This is a genomic window from Paraburkholderia aspalathi, from assembly GCF_905220735.1.
In the GTDB taxonomy this organism is placed as follows: Bacteria; Pseudomonadota; Gammaproteobacteria; order Burkholderiales; family Burkholderiaceae; genus Paraburkholderia; species Paraburkholderia aspalathi.
In genome coordinates, this window is record NZ_CAJNBA010000001.1 from 333,372 (window position 1) to 355,175 (window position 21,804).

Annotated in this window: 20 protein-coding genes; 8 read left to right on the plus strand and 12 right to left on the minus strand. The window is 62.3% G+C overall.

Annotated elements, in window-relative coordinates:
* Positions 1 to 235 precede the first annotated feature (235 nt).
* Positions 236 to 1,657 carry a DUF1254 domain-containing protein gene (locus tag KHO30_RS01380; protein WP_093634411.1) on the minus strand — a complete coding sequence of 474 codons (1,422 nt, stop codon included), beginning with the start codon at positions 1,655 to 1,657 and terminating at the stop codon, positions 236 to 238.
* A 366-nt stretch (positions 1,658 to 2,023) separates the two neighbouring features.
* Between KHO30_RS01380 and KHO30_RS01385 the strand changes: the two genes are divergently transcribed.
* Positions 2,024 to 4,570 (plus strand): heavy metal translocating P-type ATPase, encoded by a 2,547-nt coding sequence (locus KHO30_RS01385; protein ID WP_211699820.1) that lies wholly within the window; start codon positions 2,024 to 2,026, stop codon positions 4,568 to 4,570.
* A gap of 141 nt (positions 4,571 to 4,711) precedes the next feature.
* Positions 4,712 to 6,685 carry a methyl-accepting chemotaxis protein gene (locus KHO30_RS01390; protein ID WP_093634409.1) on the plus strand — a complete coding sequence of 658 codons (1,974 nt, stop codon included), beginning with the start codon at positions 4,712 to 4,714 and terminating at the stop codon, positions 6,683 to 6,685.
* A 58-nt stretch (positions 6,686 to 6,743) separates the two neighbouring features.
* Here KHO30_RS01390 and KHO30_RS01395 read toward each other — a convergent pair whose 3' ends face one another.
* Positions 6,744 to 7,397: a glutathione S-transferase family protein gene (locus tag KHO30_RS01395; RefSeq protein WP_054034774.1), complete on the minus strand. Its 654-nt coding sequence runs from the start codon at positions 7,395 to 7,397 to the stop codon at positions 6,744 to 6,746.
* Positions 7,398 to 7,616: 219 nt separating this feature from the next.
* On the opposite strand from KHO30_RS01395, the gene KHO30_RS01400 reads away from it, so the two are divergent.
* The gene (locus tag KHO30_RS01400) at positions 7,617 to 9,074 is read left to right on the plus strand and encodes a polyhydroxyalkanoate depolymerase (protein WP_093634408.1); all 1,458 of its coding nucleotides are present in this window, start codon (positions 7,617 to 7,619) and stop codon (positions 9,072 to 9,074) included.
* 1 nt (position 9,075) lies between these two features.
* Here KHO30_RS01400 and KHO30_RS01405 read toward each other — a convergent pair whose 3' ends face one another.
* Positions 9,076 to 9,510, minus strand: a complete 435-nt coding sequence (locus tag KHO30_RS01405; RefSeq protein WP_093634459.1) for a cupin domain-containing protein — start codon at positions 9,508 to 9,510, stop codon at positions 9,076 to 9,078.
* A 182-nt stretch (positions 9,511 to 9,692) separates the two neighbouring features.
* A complete protein-coding gene (locus KHO30_RS01410; protein WP_093634407.1) occupies positions 9,693 to 10,304 on the minus strand; it encodes a flavin reductase family protein in 612 nt (203 codons plus the stop codon).
* 260 nt (positions 10,305 to 10,564) lie between these two features.
* On the opposite strand from KHO30_RS01410, the gene KHO30_RS01415 reads away from it, so the two are divergent.
* Both KHO30_RS01415 and KHO30_RS01420 read left to right on the plus strand, forming a co-directional pair.
* A complete protein-coding gene (locus KHO30_RS01415) occupies positions 10,565 to 10,960 on the plus strand; it encodes a helix-turn-helix transcriptional regulator (protein ID WP_211699821.1) in 396 nt (131 codons plus the stop codon).
* Between the two features lie 2 nt (positions 10,961 to 10,962).
* On the plus strand, positions 10,963 to 12,339 hold the full coding sequence (locus tag KHO30_RS01420) for a type II toxin-antitoxin system HipA family toxin (protein WP_211699822.1): 1,377 nt from the start codon (positions 10,963 to 10,965) through the stop codon (positions 12,337 to 12,339).
* A gap of 14 nt (positions 12,340 to 12,353) precedes the next feature.
* Here the strand turns inward: KHO30_RS01420 and KHO30_RS01425 are convergent, their stop codons facing one another.
* The 6 genes from KHO30_RS01425 to KHO30_RS01450 all read right to left on the minus strand — a co-directional run bounded on the left by KHO30_RS01425 (position 12,354) and on the right by KHO30_RS01450 (position 17,292).
* Positions 12,354 to 13,307: a 3-hydroxyacyl-CoA dehydrogenase family protein gene (locus tag KHO30_RS01425; RefSeq protein WP_211699823.1), complete on the minus strand. Its 954-nt coding sequence runs from the start codon at positions 13,305 to 13,307 to the stop codon at positions 12,354 to 12,356.
* A 109-nt stretch (positions 13,308 to 13,416) separates the two neighbouring features.
* The gene (locus KHO30_RS01430; protein ID WP_093634404.1) at positions 13,417 to 13,719 is read right to left on the minus strand and encodes a hypothetical protein; all 303 of its coding nucleotides are present in this window, start codon (positions 13,717 to 13,719) and stop codon (positions 13,417 to 13,419) included.
* 435 nt (positions 13,720 to 14,154) lie between these two features.
* Complete coding sequence (locus tag KHO30_RS01435; RefSeq protein ID WP_166618131.1) at positions 14,155 to 14,313, minus strand: hypothetical protein; 159 nt, start codon at positions 14,311 to 14,313, stop codon at positions 14,155 to 14,157.
* 192 nt (positions 14,314 to 14,505) lie between these two features.
* Entirely contained in the window at positions 14,506 to 14,814 is a 309-nt protein-coding gene (locus KHO30_RS01440) for a hypothetical protein (RefSeq protein ID WP_211699824.1), read from the minus strand.
* 255 nt (positions 14,815 to 15,069) lie between these two features.
* Positions 15,070 to 16,473 (minus strand): hypothetical protein, encoded by a 1,404-nt coding sequence (locus tag KHO30_RS01445; RefSeq protein ID WP_200617505.1) that lies wholly within the window; start codon positions 16,471 to 16,473, stop codon positions 15,070 to 15,072.
* A gap of 132 nt (positions 16,474 to 16,605) precedes the next feature.
* A complete protein-coding gene (locus KHO30_RS01450) occupies positions 16,606 to 17,292 on the minus strand; it encodes an MgtC/SapB family protein (protein ID WP_211699825.1) in 687 nt (228 codons plus the stop codon).
* Positions 17,293 to 17,459: 167 nt separating this feature from the next.
* Here KHO30_RS01450 and KHO30_RS01455 point away from each other — a divergent pair, with 167 nt between their 5' ends.
* A complete protein-coding gene (locus KHO30_RS01455) occupies positions 17,460 to 18,569 on the plus strand; it encodes an AGE family epimerase/isomerase (protein ID WP_200617754.1) in 1,110 nt (369 codons plus the stop codon).
* Positions 18,570 to 18,623: 54 nt separating this feature from the next.
* Here the strand turns inward: KHO30_RS01455 and KHO30_RS01460 are convergent, their stop codons facing one another.
* Complete coding sequence (locus KHO30_RS01460; RefSeq protein ID WP_054034765.1) at positions 18,624 to 18,899, minus strand: hypothetical protein; 276 nt, start codon at positions 18,897 to 18,899, stop codon at positions 18,624 to 18,626.
* A gap of 218 nt (positions 18,900 to 19,117) precedes the next feature.
* Between KHO30_RS01460 and KHO30_RS01465 the strand changes: the two genes are divergently transcribed.
* Positions 19,118 to 19,321, plus strand: a complete 204-nt coding sequence (locus tag KHO30_RS01465) for a cold-shock protein (RefSeq protein WP_007178724.1) — start codon at positions 19,118 to 19,120, stop codon at positions 19,319 to 19,321.
* Positions 19,322 to 19,433: 112 nt separating this feature from the next.
* Here the strand turns inward: KHO30_RS01465 and KHO30_RS01470 are convergent, their stop codons facing one another.
* Positions 19,434 to 21,056: a methyl-accepting chemotaxis protein gene (locus KHO30_RS01470; RefSeq protein ID WP_093634456.1), complete on the minus strand. Its 1,623-nt coding sequence runs from the start codon at positions 21,054 to 21,056 to the stop codon at positions 19,434 to 19,436.
* Positions 21,057 to 21,323: 267 nt separating this feature from the next.
* On the opposite strand from KHO30_RS01470, the gene KHO30_RS01475 reads away from it, so the two are divergent.
* A complete protein-coding gene (locus KHO30_RS01475) occupies positions 21,324 to 21,758 on the plus strand; it encodes a PaaI family thioesterase (protein ID WP_054034920.1) in 435 nt (144 codons plus the stop codon).
* Positions 21,759 to 21,804: the final 46 nt, after the last annotated feature.

Here is a 21,804-nt window from a genome sequence, read left to right on the forward strand (position 1 = left end):
ATAAGTGGTGAATCTTACGCGGCCTAGAAATGTAAGCCGTGGCTTACACATTGTTGCACGCCGCAGCAGTGCATGTCCGCCGGCACGAAGCGGCGGACATGCACTGGTTTATGCGTCACTCATACCTCACTGTCACAGCAGTGACGCATAACATTCATGGACTTCACACCAGCACTTCGCTGCCCCGCTTCACCGAGGCATTTCACTAGCCAACTTCAACGACGTCGGCGGCAATTCACTGACGCACGACGGCCGGCGGTTGCCAGCTGCCATCGGTCGCTTGCGGCTTCGGTGCGTACAAACGCAGCATCAGTTGCAAATCGGCGCGCGGCGCCGGCAGCCAGTTGCCACTCTTGCCGCGCGTGGACGACACCGTCACGTCGAGCGAGCCGTCGCGGTTACGGCGCGCACCGTTGCGATCGCCAACTGCGAGACGCGCCGGCGCGCTTTCCCCTAACGCACCGTCCTTCGTGTAGGCGGTGATCGACCAGAAGCCGCGCACCGGCGGCAACTGGTTCGGCGCGAAGTGGATCACGTAGCGATTTGCACCGTTGAGCGCATGGCCGTCACTGTCCTGAGTGACGACCGCGCGCACTTCATCATCCTTCGTGCCGATACCCGGCTGGGTCGCTGCGGCGTAGGCGCGCATTGCATAGTCGGGGCCGTAATTGCCCACGCCGTCGCCGAACCAGTTCCAGCCGTTGCCGATCAGCAGATTGGAGGGCGGCGTGACGACACGCAGGTGACCGTCGGCCAGGCCCGCGGCGATCGCCTCGGGTGGACTCGGCAGCTTCACCGGATCGCCAGGCGTCACACCAAGGTCCGAAAGGATTTTCAGCGCGTGCGGATCGGCCGGCGCCGGCGGGTTGTCCGGCAAGGCCTGCGCGAGCCGGCTGAAGAAGCCGTTCGCGTCGAGCGCGGCGACTTGCGCAGCCGGCGTGCCGGAAGCGGCCGCGGCGGCAGCATCGGCGGCATTGCTGCTAGGCGGCGTAATCGATGCCGAGCGCGTGTCGCCCGCGTAGACGCTCAACGGTGCAATACGGATGGCGCGCTGCAGCTTGCGCACCGCCGTCAGGTCGCGGGTGCCGTTCGACTGGATGCGTACGCTCACCCAGGCGTTGCGGGTCGGAACGTCGACACGCGTCACGCCCTTGGGCAGATCGCCCTGCCAGCCCGCGCCGACGAAGGCAATCGTTTGCGCCTTGATGCCCGCGGCGCGGGTAGCGAACTGTGAGCTGGTCGACCACACCACGTTGGTCCACATGTCGAGCACGCGGGCGTCCACGTAGCGGCCGCGCGAATCGGGCAGCGACACGATCACCGGCTCAGTGCCGACGTCCAGCCAGCCGGTCGAGTCGAGCGTGTCGAGACTCGGCTGCAGCGGATTGGACGCGCCGATCGGCGGCAACGCCTGCGCGTGACGCAGCGTGTTGATCGGCGCCTGGCCTGGATCGGTGCCGACCGCCGCGTCGCGCGCGACGCCCATCAGCACCAGCGGATAGCCGAATACATACGAATCGGCGACTTCGTCCTTGACCCAGCTGTCGGCTTTTTGCGTCGTGGACGGAGTCGACGCACAACCAGCCAGAAATGCGAGGCCTACGAGCGATGCGCAGGTCCAGTGAAGCGAAAACAGTTCTCGGCGATTTTTTATCATTCGTTCAGGTGGCAGAACGTGCGGTCCTAAGGGAGACGTCGGTGCGCAGCGAAACCGGTTTGCGTGGCCTCCCAAAGCCCAGCGCAGCCAGGCGGTGGCTCGCGATTCCGACAACATCGGGTTGTATCGTATCCTTGCTCACCAGGCAAGCGCAAAGGCAGGAATAGCGCCTGGCAATGCGCGCGTGGCCATCATTTAGCGTACGGTTGACGATTTTTGTCATCCCCCACTGATTCTTGCCCTGCTGGCTAGGTCACACGACAGGTCGGCAAGGCGCACCGCAAAAACATCCTTGACCTTCCCATCATGGGAAGGTCAATACTGGGTTCATGATGCGGCCCAATGCCGCGACGAGCCTTGCCTGCCATGACCGAACTTGCCACGCCGCTGCGTCCCGCGGACGCCACACCCTCCAGAACCACCGAACTAGACATCGGCGGGATGACCTGCGCCTCATGCGCGATGCGTGTCGAAAAGGCGCTCGCCAAAGTGCCAGGGGTCACGCGCGCGTCGGTGAATCTCGCCACAGAAAAAGCCAGCATCGACAGCGACGCTGCCGTCGACCCCGAAACGCTCGCTGGCGCCGTGCGTAAAGCGGGCTACGAAGCGACGCCGTCGGCGCTGCCCGACGTTGCGCCGGCGCAAACTTCGCACGCGACGGAACTGGCGATCGGCGGGATGACCTGCGCCTCGTGCGCGATGCGTGTCGAAAAGGCGCTCGCCAAGGTGCCGGGGGTCACGGGCGTGTCGGTGAATCTGGCGACCGAAACGGCGACCGTCAATCTCAGCGACGTGACTTCGGACGCCAATGCCGCCTCCGACGCATTGATCGCAGCCGTCAAGAAAGCCGGCTACGAGGCAACGCTGATCGCGCCGGCGGACGCACCGGCGTCGGCGGCCGGAAATTCCGCCCTTGCCTCCTCTGCCGACAGCAAACGCAGCCAGACGCGCCGCGAACTGGCGGCCGTGCTTGCCTCCGCCGTGCTGACGCTGCCGCTCGTCCTGCCGATGGTCGGCGAATGGTTCGGCTTGCACGCGATGCTTTCCCCGTGGCCGCAGTTCACCCTCGCCTCGATCGTGCAGTTCGTGTTCGGCGCGCGGTTCTATCGCGCGGCCTACCGTGCGGTGCGGGCCGGCGCCGGAAACATGGACTTGCTGGTCGCGCTCGGCACGTCGGCAGCCTATGGAATCAGCGCCTACGAACTGGCGACCCATCCGGGCGACATGACGCATCTGTATTTCGAAGCGTCGGCGGTCGTGATTACGCTGGTGCGTTTCGGTAAATGGCTCGAAGCGCGCGCCAAGCGTCAGACCACGGATGCGATCCGCGCGCTCAACGCACTGCGCCCCGACCGCGCGCGGATCCGCGTCGGCGCGGACGAACGCGAAGTACCGCTCGCGCAAGTGCGGGTCGGCACGGTGGTGATCGTGCGTCCGGGCGAGCGCGTGCCGGTCGACGGCGCGGTGCTCGAAGGCCGCACCCATATCGACGAATCGCTGATTACCGGCGAAAGCCTGCCGGTGCCAAAGCAGGCAGCCGATCCGGTTACCGCCGGGTCGATCAACGGTGAAGGCGCGATTGCGGTGACGACCACCGCGATCGGCGCGGAGACGACCCTCGCGCGAATCATCCGGCTCGTTGAAAGTGCGCAGGCCGAGAAAGCGCCGATTCAACGTCTGGTCGACCGCGTCAGTGAGATCTTCGTGCCGGCGATCCTGGCAATTGCGGCGCTCACGCTGGTGGGTTGGCTGATCGCCGGCGCAGGCGGCGAAACCGCGATTCTAAATGCGGTCGCCGTGCTGGTGATCGCCTGCCCGTGCGCGCTCGGACTGGCGACGCCCGCGGCCATCATGGCCGGCACCGGCGTCGCTGCGCGCCGCGGCGTGCTGATCAAGGACGCCGAGGCGCTGGAAACCGCGCATCGGGTGAATATCGTCGCGTTCGATAAAACCGGCACGCTGACGCTCGGGCAACCGTCGGTGACGGCGTTCGATGCGATCGGCGGCATTGGGCACGACGAGGCGCTGGCGCTCGCTGCGGCTATGCAGCGGCATAGCGATCACCCGTTGGCGCGGGCAGTGGTGAAGGCGTATGAAGTGGCGTCGCCGGCCGCGGCGGAGTCGCGAGTTCCGACGCTCACGGCCAGCGCCGCTCGTGCGGTGCCCGGGCGCGGCGTGGAAGCCGACGTCGAGGGCCGCACCCTCGCGCTCGGCAGCACGCGCTGGCTCAACGAACTCGGCATCCAGTTGCCGCCGCAACTCGCCGAGCGCGCAAAACAGCTCGAAGCCGCCGGCAACACGGTCTCCTGGCTGATGGAGCGCGCGCCGCTTGCGCCCACCGCGCTCGCCTTGATCGCCTTCGGCGACACCGTCAAGCCGACCGCCCGCGCGGCCGTCGAGCGGCTTGCCCAGATGGGCATCAAAAGCGTGCTCGTTACCGGCGACAACCACGGCAGCGCGGCGAGCGTTGCCCAGGCGCTCGGCATCGACGAATTCCACGCCGAAGTCCTGCCCGACGACAAAGCCCGGGTGATCCGCGATCTGAAGATCCGCAGTGCCGGCATCGTCGCAATGGTGGGCGACGGCATCAACGACGCTCCCGCGCTCGCTGCCGCCGACATCGGCATCGCGATGGCGACCGGCACCGATGTCGCGATGCAGGCGGCCGGCATCACGCTGATGCGCGGCGATCCGGCGCTGGTGGCCGACGCCTTCGATATTTCGCACCGGACGTGGCGCAAGATCCAGCAGAACCTCTTCTGGGCGTTCGTCTACAACCTGATCGGCATTCCGCTTGCCGCCTTCGGTTTGTTGAATCCGATGCTGGCCGGCGCGGCGATGGCGTTTTCGAGTGTGAGCGTCGTGACCAATGCACTACTACTGCGCACCTGGCGCGGCGCGTCGGCGCGCTGAAAGGCAGGGCAAGGGGCAGTATTACGTAAGGCTTTCGAAAATACTAAAGATATGGGCAAATCGGCCGTAATCCTGACATAGGTGTAAACCACGCATTCGCACGGTTTGCGCACCTCATGTCACTCCTTACTCCGAACGCCCATGGAATTTCTCTCTTTGCGCCGCGCCAGTGTTGGCGCCCGGCTTGCCGTACTGTCGTGCGCGCTGGTGGCATTGATTTTTGCCGCCTTTACATGGGCGCTCACGCGCAGCGCCGGCAAGCAGGTCAGCGATCAGGTGCTCGAACGCATCGCCGATAAGGACCGCTCGATCGCCGCAATGATCACGCTGTTCGACAAGGCATTGTCGGCCGAAGTCGATCGCTCGATGTCGCTGTTCGCAAGCTTCCTTCCCACCGGCTACACGCTCGACGACGCCCAGAAAGTCGACATCAACGGCGTCGCCACCCCGACCATCAAGGCCGGCGACAAAGTCCTGAACATGGACTTCTCGATTCCCGACCAGTTTCTCGAACGCAGCGGCGCGGTGGCTACCGTGTTCGCACGCAGCGGCGACGATTTCGTCCGCGTGACGACTTCGCTGAAGAAACAGGACGGCTCGCGCGCGATCGGCACGTTGCTCGACCGCAAAGCGCCGGCCTACGGGCTGATCATGGCGAACAAGTCCTACACGGGACTTGCCGCGCTGTTTGGCAAACGTTTAATCACGCAATATCGGCCGATCACGGACGCGAGCGGCCGCGTGATCGGCGCGCTGTTTGTCGGCGTGAACGTGGACAAGGAAATCCAGTCGGTCCAGGACGGCATCAGCAAACTGAAAATCGGCGACACCGGCTACTACTTCGTGGTCAATGCCTCGAAAGGCGCGGATCGCGGCAAGCTGATCGTGCATCCGGCCGCCGCCGGCCAGAACGCGGACAACGCGAACGCGCCGTATCAGCAGATGCTCGACATGAAAGAAGGCCAACTCGAATTCAGTTCCGCCGACGCGACGCTGGGCGAGCGCAACGCGCGCGACAAATTCGTGTCGTTCGTCACCGTGCCGGAATGGCAATGGCTGGTGGGCGGCGTCGCACCGCGCGACGAAGTGATGGCGGACGTCGTCGCGACGCGCGATCAATTCCTGGTGATCGGTTTCGTGCTGGTCGGCGTGTTCGCGATCGTGTTCCTGATCGCTGTGCGCCGCCTCGTGAGCCGTCCGCTCGATGAAGCCGCGAAGGCTTCCGAGCGCTTCGCGTCGGGCGATCTGAGCGTGCGCGTGGGCAAGGGTGCGAATGCGCGTGCCGACGAAATCGGCCGCCTGATGCAATCGATCGATGGCATCGGCCAAGGCCTCGCGCGTATCGTTTCGCAAGTGCGCAATGCGTCGACGGATATATCGGGAGGGACTGAAAAGATCGCTACCGGCAGCGGCAACATTGCCGCGCGTATTGCCACGCAGGCTAGCAGCCTTGAAGAAACGGCGGCCAGCATGGAACAGATCACGTCGACCGTGCAGCAGAACGCCGACCATGCCGCGCAGGCCAACACGCTCGTCACGAATGCCGCGGACGCCGCAGTCGAAGGCGGCCGTGCCGTCGAACGCGTGGTCTCGACAATGGGCGAGATCAGCCGCTCGTCGCAGAAGATCGCCGAGATCACCAGCGTGATCGAAGGCATCGCGTTCCAGACCAATATCCTCGCGTTGAACGCCGCCGTCGAAGCGGCGCGCGCCGGCGAACATGGCCGGGGCTTTGCGGTGGTGGCGTCGGAAGTGCGCGCGCTGGCGCAGCGCAGCGCGGCTTCGGTAAAGGAAATCGATGGGCTGATCGCCGCCTCCACGGCGACCGTGCAAAGCGGCTTCCGGATCGCGGAGGAAGCGAGCTCGACGATGCAGGGCATCGTTCAACAGGTCGGCCAGGTGCGCGCGATCATGGCGGAAATCAGCGTTGCGTCACGCGAGCAATCGGGTGGCATCGAGCAGGTCAATCTCGCTGTCACGCAGATCGGCGAGGCGACTCAACAGAATGCGACGATCGTCGGCGAGGCCGAACACGCGGCGGCTGAACTGCGCGATCAGGCTGCGCGGCTTGCGCAGGTGGTGAGTGTGTTCAAGCTGGGGGCTGGGCGGGATTAACGCGTTGCCTAGGTCGATGTAACGGCGCGGCGCCCTGCCGCGCCGCCGCGCGCCGTGATCAAAACTCCACATCCAGTTCGTCGATCTCCTCGACTTCCTGCTGCGCGTCCGCGATCCACTGCTGCATTTCCGGCAGCGCCATAATGCGCTGCCCATAGTCGACGATCTCCGGATCCAGCTTGACGTCGTAGGTCACGAAACGCGTCACCACGGGCGCGTACATTGCATCCGCCGCACTGCGCTCGCCGAACAGAAACGGTCCGCCATACTGCTTCAGGCACTCGCTCCAGATCGTCACGATGCGGTCGATATCCGACTGCGCCCGCGCCCACACCTTGAAGCCCGGGAAATGCGCTTTCAGATTCATCGGCAACGCCGAGCGCAGCGAACCAAAACCCGAATGCATCTCGCCGCAGATCGAGCGGCAATGCGCTCGCGCGCGGATGTCTTTGGGCAATAGCGCCGCTTCCGGCTTCAGTTCGTTCAGATATTCGGCAATCGCGAGGGTGTCCCAGACCTTGATGCCGTCATGAAAGAGACATGGCACCAGAATCGACGGCGACAGCAGCAACAATTCGGCGCGCGCGGCGGGATCGTCGATCGGCATCACGATCTCTTCGAACGGCAGGCCGCTAAATTTGGTCAGCAGCCAACCGCGCAGCGACCACGACGAATAGTTCTTGCTGCTGATGGTGAGCGTGGTATTCGCCATACGATTCTCCTCCAGATGAGGCGTTCGTCCGACGCCTGACGATGCGCATGCACGTTGCCGTGCGTGGGCGCACCAAAGCGCGGCAAATTCGGCCCGCTCCCATGACCGGCGCAAATGCTATGCCAACGTGCAGCGACGGCGGCGTCAGTGCGACTGCACGATTGGCACATGACTTGCCTCTATTCGGGTTCCTTCCTTTCCTGCACTCGTGCGAAGGTTATGAACCTGTTCGCATATCCCACATACCAGGCTTTCGCCGACATGATGCTGCCGATGCGGCACGGCGCAGCGCTGGTGAATCATTCGCTCGACGCGTGGCCCGCGTTTGGCGATACGTCGCATGGTCGTTCGATACGCGCGGCTTGCGAATTGCTGACGCTTGCCGGACTCACGCCTGTCAGGCCGCCGTTCGGCATCGATAGCGTGGTGACGGAAGGCAAACCCGTACAGATCGTCGAGGAAGTCGCGGCGCACACGCCGTTCTGTTCGCTGTTGCATTTCCGTAAAGACACCGCGCCTTCTCATCCGCAACCGCGCGTGCTGGTGATCGCGCCCATGTCCGGCCACTTCGCGACGCTGCTGCGCGGCACCGTGCGTACGATGCTTGCCGAGCACGATGTCTACATCACCGATTGGCACAACCCGCGTGACGTGCCGCTGAGCCAGGGCCGTTTCGGCTTCAACGAATACGTACGGCACGTGATCGATTTCATCGAAACGATCGGGCCGGGCGCGCATCTGCTCGCGGTGTGTCAGCCGACAGTCGCCGCTTTGGCCGCAGTCGCGCTAATGGCCGCCGACGACAACCCCGCGCAGCCCGCCAGCATGACGCTGATGGCCGGCCCGCTCGACACGCGCATTAACCCGACGCGCGTCAACGAACTGGCTAAAAGCAAGCCGATCGAGTGGTTCGAGCAGAACCTGATCAGCGCCGTGCCGTTCGGTTTTGCGGGTGCGCACCGTCGCGTGTATCCCGGCTTCGTGCAACTAACCGCGTTCATGGCGATGAACCTCAACCGCCATCTCGACTCGTTTGAGACTATGCATTACGAGCGCGCCAAAGGCGATCCGGCGAAGGCCGATACGATTCGCACTTTCTACGAAGAATACTTCGCGACCATGGACCTGACGGCCGATTTTTATCTGGAGACCGTCGATACGGTTTTTCAGCGGCACGCGCTGCCCTTGCATGAACTCGAGGTGGAAGGACGGCTTGTGGAGCCTTCGAAAATTCGACGTACTGCGCTGCTGACCGTAGAGGGTGAAAAAGACGATATCTGCGCGGTTGGGCAGACGCTTGCTGCGCAGGATATGTGCGACAAGTTAAGGCCGTATCTGAAGACGCATCATGTGCAGACCGGTGTGGGGCACTACGGCGTGTTCAATGGGCATCGGTGGGAGCGGCAGATTTATCCGCGTGTGCGGGCCGTGATTTACGACAACGAACCGCGTGCGGTAGTGGTGAGTTCGCGGGCGCGGACGATTCAGCCGGTGTCGGTGGCAGCGGCTTCGGAAGCGATCGCGTCAGCCCCGGCTGCTGCTGCAGTGGTCGACGTCGAGGTGGATTCGGCGGCGGCGGTAACTGCCTCGCCAAACGGGGTTGGCTCCGGCCCCACCGCCAAGACTCAGCAGGCGTCACGGGCACCGCGCCGGCGGCCACCCGCGACGCAATCGTGAGTCAGGCCACGGCGCTCTTCCACGGCTGCACCGCCGGGACTTCGCACGGACCTTCGACTTCAATCGATTTGAAATCGGCCGGCGACACGATCTCGATGTACTCCATATCTTCGGAGTAATCGAACAGATAGTGGACGATGCCCGGCGCCTGATGCACACAATCGCCGGCGGCGACGAGCGTCTCCTTGTCGCCGTACATGAAGCGCGCCCAGCCCTTCAACATGATCACAATATGGAAATCGGCCTCATGACGGTGCCAACCGGTGCCTTGCTCTGGTGCGTGATTCGCCTTGACGAGTTGCGCGAGCACCTTACCTCCGGTTGCCTGCGCGATGCCTAAATCCCGGTAAAGAAAAAAGTCGCGTAGGCCCTGATCCACGTAGGACGTGTCTTGCGGACGGACATGGCTGAACTGCGTAGCGAATTCGGTGGACATGATCGCGCTCCTCTTGAGTGAGCCGGCAGTTGAAAACGACGCGTTGGAGCGTCGGTTGCAAGCATCAAGCGGGCCAGTTTGCGGGGCGCTGGCTTTGCGTTTCGCGGAGGTGATCAGGTGAGTGCCGCGCCGCATTGCGCGGCGCGAGATGATTCAAACGCTTTGGGTGCCACTTTGGGTACTTATGCGGTTGGGCGGAACATCTGGAACATCTCGCCGATTTCCGCGTAGTCGGCGCGATAGCCCGCGCGCATGATCGGCTGCGCAGCGTGGGTGTCGAACAGACCGTCTTTCAGATAGGCCTCGTTAATGTGGACGCCGACTACTTGGCCTAGCGACAGGTAGTTGTCCATGGGCTTGCCGTCGAGGGTGTGCAGACGGACCACTTGCAGCAACTTGCATTCGAGCGCGGCCGGCGATTCGGCGACGTGCGGCACGGCTACGTTGCGACCAGGCGCGGGTGTCAGGCCCGCGAGTTCGAATTCGTCGACGTGGGGCGGGACTGGCGCGGAGGAGCGGTTCATCTGCTCGGCGAGTGGCTTGCTGGACAGATTCCAGACGAATTCGCCGGTGGCCTCGATGTTGGCGATGCTGTCTTTACGGCCTTCGCTGCAGAAGCCGATGATCGGCGGGAAGCTCGCGAACGCGCCGAAGAAACTGTAGGGCGCGAGGTTGAGAGTGCCATCGGTAGCGCGTGAGGAAATCCAGCCGATCAGGCGCGGAGCGACGATTGCCTTGAATGGGTCGTGCGGGAGGCCGTGGCCGGTGGCGGGGTTGTAGAAGTAGTGGGGCATGGTTTGTGTTGGGGTTTGCGGGTGAGGCTGGAGGTATTTATACCGCAGACTTGCTGGGGCTGCTGAAGGCAGCAGTGAAGCGGACTACGGCTGTTCGCGCTTCCGTGAGTTCCAGTTCATCGGTTGGGTTCGCGCTCGTATTAACAGGCTTTAAGCTGTAAATTACAAATACAGTCTACAACCTGTATATTTGCTTTACAGCTTATTGACTGTATTTTCGTGATACAGTCCAGAGACTGTACGAGCCTGAAGAAAATCCAATGGATTACGCTATCAAGACGCTAAGTCAGCTCCGCCCCATTCTGCTGGGCTTCCGCAAGTCCGCAGGGCTCACACAAGCTGCGATGGCCGAACTGCTAGGCATCACGCAGCAAAGCTACGCGCAGCTGGAAGCCAATCCGGCATCGGCAAGCGTCGAGCGGCTTTTTAAGGTCATGCGTTTGCTCAACGTCGAGTTGCGTATGAGTCAGACGTCGTCCGCGCCTGACAGTAAACCAGCGCAGGCCGAAACGCCAAAGCTTCAACGACACGTCCCTGCCGCCCAGAAAGCGAAATCTCCGTCTGTCGCCAACCGCTCAGGCCGGACTCAGAAGGCGTCGAGTTCGAAGCAATCCCTTGGGACAATCACGACCAAAAAGAAACGGGAAAACTGGTAATCATGGCGCGCCGCTCTCAGACACAACGACTCAACATCTGGATGAACGGGCTGCCCGTAGGCTACTGGGAAAAAGCACGGGAAGGGGACCGCCTGAGTTATCTCGACGAGTGGATCGAAGACGAACAAGGGCGTCCCCTTTCCCTATCGATGCCGTTCACGCCCGGGAACCAACCGTACCGCGGCGACGTGGTCAGCGCATTCTTCGACAATTTGCTTCCCGATAGCGATGCGATCCGCCGGCGATTGGCTCAACGGCATCGCACGGGCAGCACGAACGCATTCGATCTGCTGGTAGCGCTTGGCCGGGACTGCGTCGGTGCGATCCAACTACTCCCGCCTGACGAACAACCCACCGACCTCTATGACATCTCCGGAACGCCGTTATCCGAGCCGCAAATCGCGCTGCTACTGCGCAATGCCACCTCAGCGGCGCCGCTCGGCCAATACGATAGCGGTGCGGATTTAAGGTTATCGATTGCCGGGGCTCAGGAGAAAACGGCGCTGCTGCGCCACGACGAACAGTGGATCTACCCGACTGGCAGCACGCCGACCACGCATATCTTCAAGCTTCCGCTCGGGCTGGTTGGAAACATGCAGGCGGACATGCGGACCTCAATCGAGAACGAATGGCTGTGCTCGAAAATCGTATCGGCGTATGGACTTCCCGCGGCGAACTGCGAGATTGCAGCGTTCGAAAATCAAAAAGCGCTCGTGGTCGAGCGTTTCGACCGTAGATTGTCGAGCGACGCGAGCTGGATCGTGCGCCTTCCGCAGGAAGACATGTGTCAGGCCACCGGAAGGCCCTCACATCTGAAGTACCAGGCCGACGGCGGGCCGGGCATCGCAGAGATCATGGACGTGTTGCTCGGCTCGGAAAACGCGGACCAGGATCGGCGGCAGTTCTTCAAGACTCAACTTGTGTTCTGGCTATTGGCAGCAACGGATGGGCATGCGAAGAACTTCAGTATTTTTCATCTGCCAGGCGGGTTGTACCGCTCGACGCCACTTTATGACGTGCTCTCCGCGCATCCAATCATTGGCCCCGGGCGAAATCAAATTGCGCGTCAGAAGGTAAAGATGGCGATGGCTGTTCGCGGTAGTACCAATCACTATCTGATCGAAAAGATTCAGCGACGGCACTGGATCGAACAGGCTCGACAGGTTGGGTTGGGAAGCGATACGGCGCAAGACATCATTGCTGAAGTGGTCGACGCGACTGATCATGTGATCAGTGCGGTGGGCACTCAGGTTCCTTCGGGATTTCCGGACGGATTGGCGGAATCGATTCTGGGTGGGCTTGCGAAGCAGAGGGATAAGTTGGCGATGACGGTCGGTCACCGCCAATGCTCACCGCAATCCTCTATGTCTGATCGTTGATTGCCGCGCCATAGTTAACCGCGACTAATCACCTGCTTGCGGCCAGCTTTGACGCGCGCCAAATGAGCCTCGTCCCACTCATAGAAACCAGCACCGCTGCGCACGCCAACACGCCCCGCGTTCACCTGCGCCCGCAGCAGATCGAGCACGTCTTCGTCCTTGGCGAGTTCCGGCATCAAATGCGTGGAGATGTCGAGGAAGGTATCGAGGCCGCCCATGTCCGCGCCCTCGAACGGCCCGACGATCCCCCAGCGGCGCCCGAGCGATGCCTTCATGACCCGATCGACCACATCAGGCGTCGCCGCTCCCGAACGCACGATGTTCAACGCCTCGCGGAGCACCGCGAACTGCAACCGGTTGCCGACAAAACCCGGGATCGCCTTCGCCAGCACCACCGGCTCCATACCGATCGCGCTCATCAACGCAGCGGTATGTTCGGTGACTTCCGGCGCGGTCGCGGTACCCGGCACAACTTCGACGAGCGGGATCATGTGCGGCGGATTCCAGAAATGCGCGATCAGAAAACGCTCCTTCGCGCGCAACGGAGCAACCAGTTGATCGGGCGGAAAGCCGCTGGTGTTGCTCGCGAGAATCGCATCGTTTGCCATCAACTCAGCCAGCGCCGCGTACAGGCGATGCTTCAGTTCGAGCACCTCGGGAATCGCCTCGATCACGAATTGCGCCGACGCCATGACGTCAAGTTGCGCATGTGTCTCGATGCGCCCGAGCGCCGCCTGCTTGGCAGCGTGGTCAATGCGTCCGGCGTCGATCAGTTCGTCGAGCACCGCTTCCGCCTTCGGCGCAACGCTCGCGAGGCGCGCCGGGTCGACGTCGTGAACGATCGTCCGATGTCCGTGCAACGCGCTTTGCGTCGCAATGCCGACGCCCATCAATCCCGTGCCCACTACGCCTATGACTGCCTTGTCCACGCCGCTCTCCTGCTGCCGTCGATGAAAGCGTTCAAGCATAGCGCAGCGCGCCGTTTTCGAAGACCGAATGCAACAAAGCCGGTCTTCCGTGAGGAAGGACCGGCTTTGCGGACCTCACGCCGCGTCACGCGGCGCCGTCATTCACGCATTAGTAGCGCGGGGGCGGCGGGCGACGGTCGTCGTGGTGATGCGGATCGTAGTCGTGCGGATGATGGCGCATCCAATCGTCATGAGCCCAGTAGCGGTGGCCGTCGTAGTAACGATCGCCGTGCCAGCCGATATTGATCGACACGCCCACCGGCGTCATGTGCGGCTGACCGTAAACCGCCGGTCCCGGACCATTCTCGATAACCACCCGTTCCTGGGCGAAAGCACTGCCGGCTGCGAGCAGCGCGCCGCCCGCCAGCAAGGTTGCAACGATCGAACGCGACGTCTTGTTAAAGGTTTTCATAGTGACCTCCCATGCAAAGTTTTGTATCAAGCCAGCGCCCGTGTTCGGCCAACATCGAACCGCGATTTTGGGTTCGGACCAGACGCCGTACGCTTGAGACCAACTTTAGCGGCGCAAACCGCATGAAGACGTGAGCACTTGTAAGCGCACATTTCAATGAAAGGGACTGATGAATGGCCGTGTTTTGGACCTTCGCCGCCCGTCTACTGCGCATGCGCGGTGAATCAACTGAACGACACTACGGCGCCGTGTGAGCTGCCGTTACATTCATTTCGGCCAGGAAATATTCGGAAAAACGGGGAATTGGGCGGTAACCGCACAAAAAACAAAAGCCACGGCACGCGTTTCGCGGGCAGTGGCTTCAATGATGCGGACGCACTCGACGTGCGCGCCCATGCGCGATGGTCCGCGCTCAGGCCGTACAGCTTTGCTTTATTAGTCGCTCAGCTTGATGCCGAACAACGTGGATTGCGCTTTGCGCATGCGTTCTGCTTCGCGGCTACGTGCTGCGTACGAGTAGTCCGAATCCAGCGGCAGATGGGGCGACGCAAAGAGGTCGCTGACCTTTTGGAACAATGCAAAAATGAAGCTCATGGCGACTCCCGGTTGGTTACTGCATTAGCTAGGGTTTTCCCTTAAGAAGAATTATAGGGTTTTCCCTAGGCAAAAGCTAGTGCAATGCAGCAATTTCTCGGATGTGGTGTGTTGTCACAGGGTTTTTATCCATGGTGCGTCGCACCATGACAACGTCCCCGTTTTTTATATTTCAGGGTCAAAAGCTTCCGTCTACTGAAGCGTGGTCGACTGTGGCTTCCTGCTGCGCGTGGGTTTCGCGCTCGTCGTGGTTTTGCGAGGGTTCACTACGGCGGCATCGACGGCGCCTTCCGCCGTGCTGTCCGCACGCATCAGCGTAGCGCTGTTGACGGAGACGATCAGCCCCGGCAAGGTCCGCGCGGGGTTCTCTTGCGGCTTGACGGACGCGCCCGTCGCCGAAAACTCGACGTTCAACGCCCAGTTCCCTTCGTGGATGCCCTGATCGCGCAGAAGCGCGGCTAGCAGGTCCTCGATCGAATATTTGTGCGTGCTGGTCGGCATGATGGCTCCCGTCAGAAGATGCGCTGGCGTATCCGGTCCGGCTTCGCAACAGCAACGAGAGTTTAAAACGTGAAGTTTGGCTTGCGAGGCGTTGGCAGCGGGTGATTCCTTACGGCGCCTATCCTGGGAGGCAGGGAGCGAGGGTGGGACTGGAAGCCGGGGAGCTGAGGGCGGAAGTAGGCGCCCGGCTGTTTGTTTGCGCGGGCAAAACGAGTTGCCGCGGCCAGCTAACGCCGGCGCGGCAGTCACTGAGAATCAGTGCGAATTGGCAGCTTTCGGCTTGTGCGCGTGCTGTGCGCGCGTGCCGCGTTTGCTATGAGCGGGCGTGGCCGCGGCTGCCTGAGGCGCCGCGGTTGCGGCTGCGTCAGAAGCCGCGTTGGCTGCCGCTGCGTTGGCCATCGCGATGTGCGTGTCGAGCAAGCTGGCCATGGCGGCCTGCTGGTTCTGCATCATCTGTTCGATGCGGTGTTGCTGGGCGGTGGTTTCACGCGTCAGGCGCATCAGGAGCACCGTCTGCGTGATGCCGATCGCGACCGTCATCAGCAACGCGCCCACCACGATCGACAACATCCATTTCATGCGACGTGAATGATCGGTCGCGGCGAGGCGTTGATCGGCGATCACGCCGTACAGCGCATCGACGGTATCGGCGAAGGCTGTCGCGCGGGCGCGGTCGAGCTCAGGCGCGGCGCGCAGTGCTGCCGCGGCTGCTTCGGCACGCTGGGCTTCGCGGAAAGAAGGCGCCGAGAAAGACGCATTCGCGTGCGCGGAGGATGCCGACGCTGATGCAGGCGTTGATGCCGATGCTGACCACGCGGATGCAGACACATTGCCCGATAGCTTCGCAGCCGGCTTCGGCTCGGCAATCACCGCGCCGGCATCCGCCATAGCCCCAGACTCGGACGAAGACGAAGACGAAGCACGCTCCGCTCTCGCATTCGCGCCTTCCACCCCAACCTCTTCTCTCGAAGCCGTCGCCGCTTTGGCAAAAGTCGCCGCGAAACGCTGCGGCGGCGCAGCCGGTTTGGCACCACCTGAGGTCGATGCAACCGCTGCATCTGTAGTCACTGCACCCGGCTCAGCAGCCTGGCGCAGCGCGGTCACACTACGCGCCACTGTCGCGGCCGCCATCGCAGACGTAAGCGGCGCAGCCGCGTCACGTGCCGATGCCGCCGACTTCTCTTCGGCCGACGCTTCTGCCGCCGCCTTCACATCCCCGAAAGCCAACTCGCCGACCGGCGATGCCGTGGCCTCCACGGCCTCCGTCTCCAGCCCGCTCAATTGCGCATTCACCGGCACCGGTTCATCGGATTTCGCAGCGCGAGGCGCGCGACGCGCCGCCCTTGCCTCCGGCGACATGCCATCGGCGTCGATCACGCCAACCGCGGCCAGCACGACATCGGGTAATTCAAAGCCATGCAGCGTACCTTGCCGGACGTCGATATTCATCGCCTCCAGCGTGGCGCGGGTGGGATCGTCGGGGAACAGGTCGAGGGTGCTGTCGTCGCGCGAGGCATCGCTCAGTTGCGCGAGACGTTGTGCCGAGCGCGCGGCGCGCGCCAGCTTGTTTTCAGTTTCGGTCGAGACGGTGGCCTGCCGCCGCTTCTTCGAAGCGGCGCGCTGAGGCCGGGACTGCGTGGATGCTGCGGAATCTGCCATAGAGAAAAAAGCGGTCGTCGCCGGAAAGCGGGCGCCGAGCACCGCTCGTCAATGCCATTGGAATTTTTCGAGACCGCATTGTCGCATGGCCGCCCGCCCCTGCCGAAGCCATTCGCCGAGGTTTTTCCGTTTTTAAGACGACACCTCGTCCTGCCGGAACTGCTTGACGCCGTGCAACTGACGCAAGCGCGAGCAGATCGCTTCATATTCGGTATTCGACACGCGGTGCAACGTGATTATCACTTCGTCGCACTCCGGCGCGTCATCGCTTTGCTGCATCACGAATTGTTTGACGCGCGGGCTCGCGGCGCCGAGTTCGTCGTGCAGGGAATGGAATGTCATGGCGCCGCGCTCGACGATCATCGTCAGCTGGCGCCGTTGCTTCACCGTGATGAAGCGGCGCTCGAGCGGCTTGATCCCGGCGAGGATGATCAGAATAATGATGGTCGCGGCGATCGATGCCGTGTACAGCCCGCCACCGACCGCCAGCCCGATCGCCGCGACCGACCAGAGGCTGGCCGCCGTCGTCAACCCGCGCACGATTTCGCCGCGCAGCAGGATCGAACCCGCGCCGAGAAAACCGATGCCGGAGACCACCTGCGCGGCCATCCGTGACGGATCGAGCACGACGTGATCGCCCGACAGCACTTCGGCAAAACCATAGGCCGACACGATCATGATGAGCGTCGAACCGACGCAGACCAGCATATGCGTGCGCAAGCCCGCGGCCCATGAAAGCCGTTCGCGCTCGAAGCCGATGACGCTGCCAAGCGCAGCGGCCAGCATCAGACGGGAAATGAGTCCAAGGTTCCCCAACATTGTTTTTCCTCCTCTTCTGAAATTATTTGAAGCGTATTTCGCAGCTGTGACGGAGTGCCAGCGGCAGCCGTTTGCTTTATGCTTGGCCGCACGTCGCCAGCGGCCTCGCTGCGGCGAGAGCCAAAATCCGCAGGCGCTTCGAATGACCGCGTTTGACCAACCGAACTATGCAGAGCATGACCCCTTTCACCGCTTCCACGATCCCGCTTGCCAACACACTGCGTGACCACTTCGCTCACGTGGTGCTGCCGCTGTGGCGCGGGCCCGGTTTCAACCCCGCGCTGAAGCTGCCCTACGAAGCGGTCAGCGCCGAGGGTCCTGAACCTTTGCCCGCGGAGCGTTACCGGGCAATGGCGTGCGCGCGACAATTGTTCGTGTTCTCGCAAGCAGGCGATGCGGCGCATGCCCAAGTGCTGTTCGATTCGCTGATGCACACCTTTCAGGACACCCGCCACGGCGGATGGTTCTATAGCGTGGATGCGCAGGGCGCGCCGCTCGATACGACCAAAGACTTGTACACGCACGCGTTCGTCGTGTTCGCCTGTGCGGAATATGCCGGCCGTTCCGGCAACCGCGACGCGTTGGAAGTCGTGCATCGCACGTCGGCACTGATCCAGTCGCACTTCGTGGCCGACGGTGATTTGTTCAACGCCGCGCTCACCGCGGACTTTGCCAGCGTGACCGGCACGCCGATCCAGAATCCCTTGATGCACCTCACCGAAGCCTGGCTGGCCGCCCGCGAAGTCACGCGCGACAACGTCTTCGACGCCGCGTTGGGCCGTCTTGCCGGCGCCATCGCGCATCACTTCGTGCATGCGCCGACCGGCTGCGTCGCCGAATTGCCGATTGGCGCGGACGACAACCGTCTGGAACCTGGGCATCAGTTCGAATGGTTCTGGCTGGTCAAGCAGGCGGGTGCGTTGTTCGACGCTTCGGGTCTCAACGAATCGCTGACGCGCGCGTTCAGCTTCGCGCAGCAATATGGCGTGGACCCGCAAACGGGCGGCGTATACGCCTCGCTCGACGAAACCGGACGCATCAAGGACCCCACCCAGCGGATCTGGGCGCAAACCGAGTATCTGCGCGCACTGGCGAGCCATGACGACCCCGCTGCGCACGCCGCGCTGCCGCGGCAAATCGAGCTATTCCGGCAACGCTTCCTGCGTCCGCAAGGCTGGTTCGAATGCAAAACGGCCGCCGGTGACGTGGTGCGCGCCGACATGCCGTCGACAACCCCCTATCACCTCGCGACCGCCTATGACGCCTTGCCGGGCTAGGCGCCGGCCGCCGTCTTCCCGTGCATCGGCGTCAAAAGCCGACTGACCGGTCAATCAGTATTCTTCGCGTTGCCAGGGTCCCCAATCGGCGTCGGCAGTTTTGAATCGCGTGTAGGTCGCGCTGTGTCCGGTGGGGGTATCCGATGTATCGCCGTGCGGTTTTTTATCGGTGGTGTGAAGGGCGAAAGCCTGGTGCTCTTCGGTATCGACCGTGATTCGGCCGACCGGATCCGGGGCGCCTTCTTGAGGTGATTTCGACTCCAATATCGCGAGATAGGGGGTCAAACGACTCCAGAATGAGGTAAGTTCATCTTGCAAATAATGTGTCAATGTTTTTCCTGGAAGAGTAATACAAGCAGTTTACCCTACCGGCTGGGCCCCCTTGGAAAATGGTTTCCGGACCTCAAAAGGGTCCAATCAGGGGAATACCCGAATACTTGTTGATTGGCGTCCATCATAAAGACGTGATACAACTCGTACTTCGCGCTCGATCTCGTGTTGAGAAATAGCGGTCGCGAATGCAACACACAACATTTACTGGATTAAAAATGGCAACAGGTACTGTGAAGTGGTTTAACGATGCAAAGGGCTTTGGCTTCATCACCCCGGACGACGGCGGCGAAGACCTGTTTGCACACTTTTCGGAAGTTCAAGGCAGCGGCTTCAAGTCCCTGCAGGAAAACCAAAAAGTGACGTTCGAAGTCAAGCAAGGCCCGAAGGGCAAGCAAGCTGCGAACATCCAGCCGGCCTAAGTACCTTCAGGTACGTTGAGGCACCCTTAGGCGCTTGCGTCTAATGCAAAATGGCCCGCTTTGGCGGGCCATTTTCTATTGCAGATGCCCTCTTTTTGGGCACGTTCGCGGCCTAGATCGCCCGCATCCCTGACAGCGCAAACGCCGCCGTTTGCCCGTGCAGGTCGTCCATTTGTTGCATTCGCAACACAGTCTCAGAAATTTCGAACACAGAAACAGCGTCCTTCAATTGCTGCGTCTGCTGATGCAGCGAGGCTGCCGCTGCGGCAGCTTCTTCGACGAGCGCCGCGTTCTGCTGCGTCATCTCGTCCATCTGCACCACCGCCTGGTTGACCTGCTCAATGCCCGTGCTCTGCTCGAGCGAAGAGGCGCTGATTTCCGCCATCATCTGCGTGACGCGGGAGATCGATGCGGAAACGTTCCTCATCGCCTCACCGGCATGCTCGACCAGCGTCGAACCGCCCTGAATCTCGGCGACCGATTCGCTGATCAGCGTCTTGATTTCCTTCGCCGACTGCGCGCTGCGCTGGGCGAGCCCGCGCACCTCGCCCGCCACCACGGCGAAGCCACGGCCTTGTTCGCCCGCGCGCGCCGCTTCGACTGCCGCGTTCAGCGCGAGGATATTGGTCTGGAACGCGATGCCGTCGATCACCGAAATGATCTCGGCGATCTTGTCCGAGCTTTGCGCGATGCCGCGCATCTTGTCGACCACCTCGTTGACCACTTCGCTGCCGCGCGAGGTCGCCTCCAAGGCGGTTTCGGCGAGCGCATTGGCCTCACGGGCGTGATCGGCGTTCTGGCGCACCGTAGCGGTCAATTCCTCCATGCTCGACGCAGTTTCTTCGAGCGATGCCGCCTGGTTTTCCGTGCGTGCCGACAGATCGGCGTTGCCGGTGGCGATTTCGTCCGCGCCGAGGTGAATCGAGTCAGCGGACTCGCGCACGGTTTGCACGGTGCGCGCCACGCTCGCCTGCATTTTCGCGAGGCCCGAGAACAGGCGGCCGATCTCATTGGTGCCGCGCGAAGCGATCGGCTGGTCGAGACGCCCCTGCGCGATGCGGTCGAAGTGACGGCCGGCTTCTTCCAGCGGCGCCACCACACCCTTACGGAGCGCCGCGTACACGCCGAATGTGCCCGCTACCAGCACCAGCAGGATCGCGACGCTGACGGCGCGGAATGTGGCCATGCGGGCGTCGATCGAATCAAGCGATGCCTGGCTAGCAGCAGCGCCGAATTGCACGAAGTTGTGCGACTCGGCGAGATAGGCGTCCTGGAAGCCCTGAGTCGGCTGGTCTAGAAAAGCCTGGATATTGTTCGCGTCAAGAAACTGCACCAGCTCCGCGAGCGCGTCGTGAAATTTTTTGTAGCGCTCGGCGAGCGCAGCGGCACGGGTGCTGTTTTCGTCGCTGGTCTTCTGCGCGCTCATGAACGCGCCGAACGACTGATCAGCTGCCGTCAGCTGGTCGCGGGCATGCTGCACGATATCGGCCGGCTCGGCGCCGCCGCGCACCATGCGCGTACTGGCGCGCGACAGGTTGATGCGCGCATCCATCAGGTGCTGGGTCGTTTCATTGACCGCGTCCACCTGCTTCAAGGCGACATTCGACAGATCCCCCACGTCGTCATGCGTGCGTGTGAGCGACCAGAACCCCAAACCCACCGTGACAAGCTGGAAAACGCAGAACGCGGCCAGAACACACAACAGGCCGGATGCGACCTTGATCTTGCTGAACATCGTGAACACCTAAAGCAAAGAATGACGGGACCTACGTCCGGGTTAACGGCAACGCCAAACTTTGCTTGAGATCAATGTCGCCAAAAATCGTCTTACGTCCCCGTTTCATCGGCCAACTTCGCAATTCCCGTCATTTTCCGCAACAATGCTCCACAGATATTTTGGATTCACCTTGACGCGATGCGTCAGCGCTTCCTAGAGTGGGTAGGGACTGCACAATGGACGCCGGTGCAGATGCCACTGCGGGCCAAGCCCGAAGGACTCACGATGACCGACATCCTCGACCGGGCGCGCGGCGCACTGCATGCCCAGCCGTTCAGCATGCTGCTAGGCACCGAACTCATGCACACCGGCACCAATGAACTGACGCTGTGTCTGCCGATCCGCGACGAGTTGCGGCAACAACACGGCTTCGTGCATGGCGGTGTCATCAGCTATCTCGCCGACAATGCGCTGACGTTCGCCGGCGCGCTGTCGCTGGGGCCGAAGGTCGTGACCGGCGAGTACAAGATCAACTATCTGCGGCCGGTGATGAACGGCACGCTAATCGCACGGGCGAAGGTCGTCTACGCAGGGCGGCATCAGGCAACCTGCCAGTGCAACGTGTATGTGATGGACGGCCAGCGCGAGAAACTCGTCGCCGTTGCGCAAGGCACGATCAATCGCATTAGCGAGAACGGCGAGCACGAGCCGGCGGGTTGATCGGAGCCTGAGATGGGCGAGTCGACCGGCTCGCACCAGGGTACAT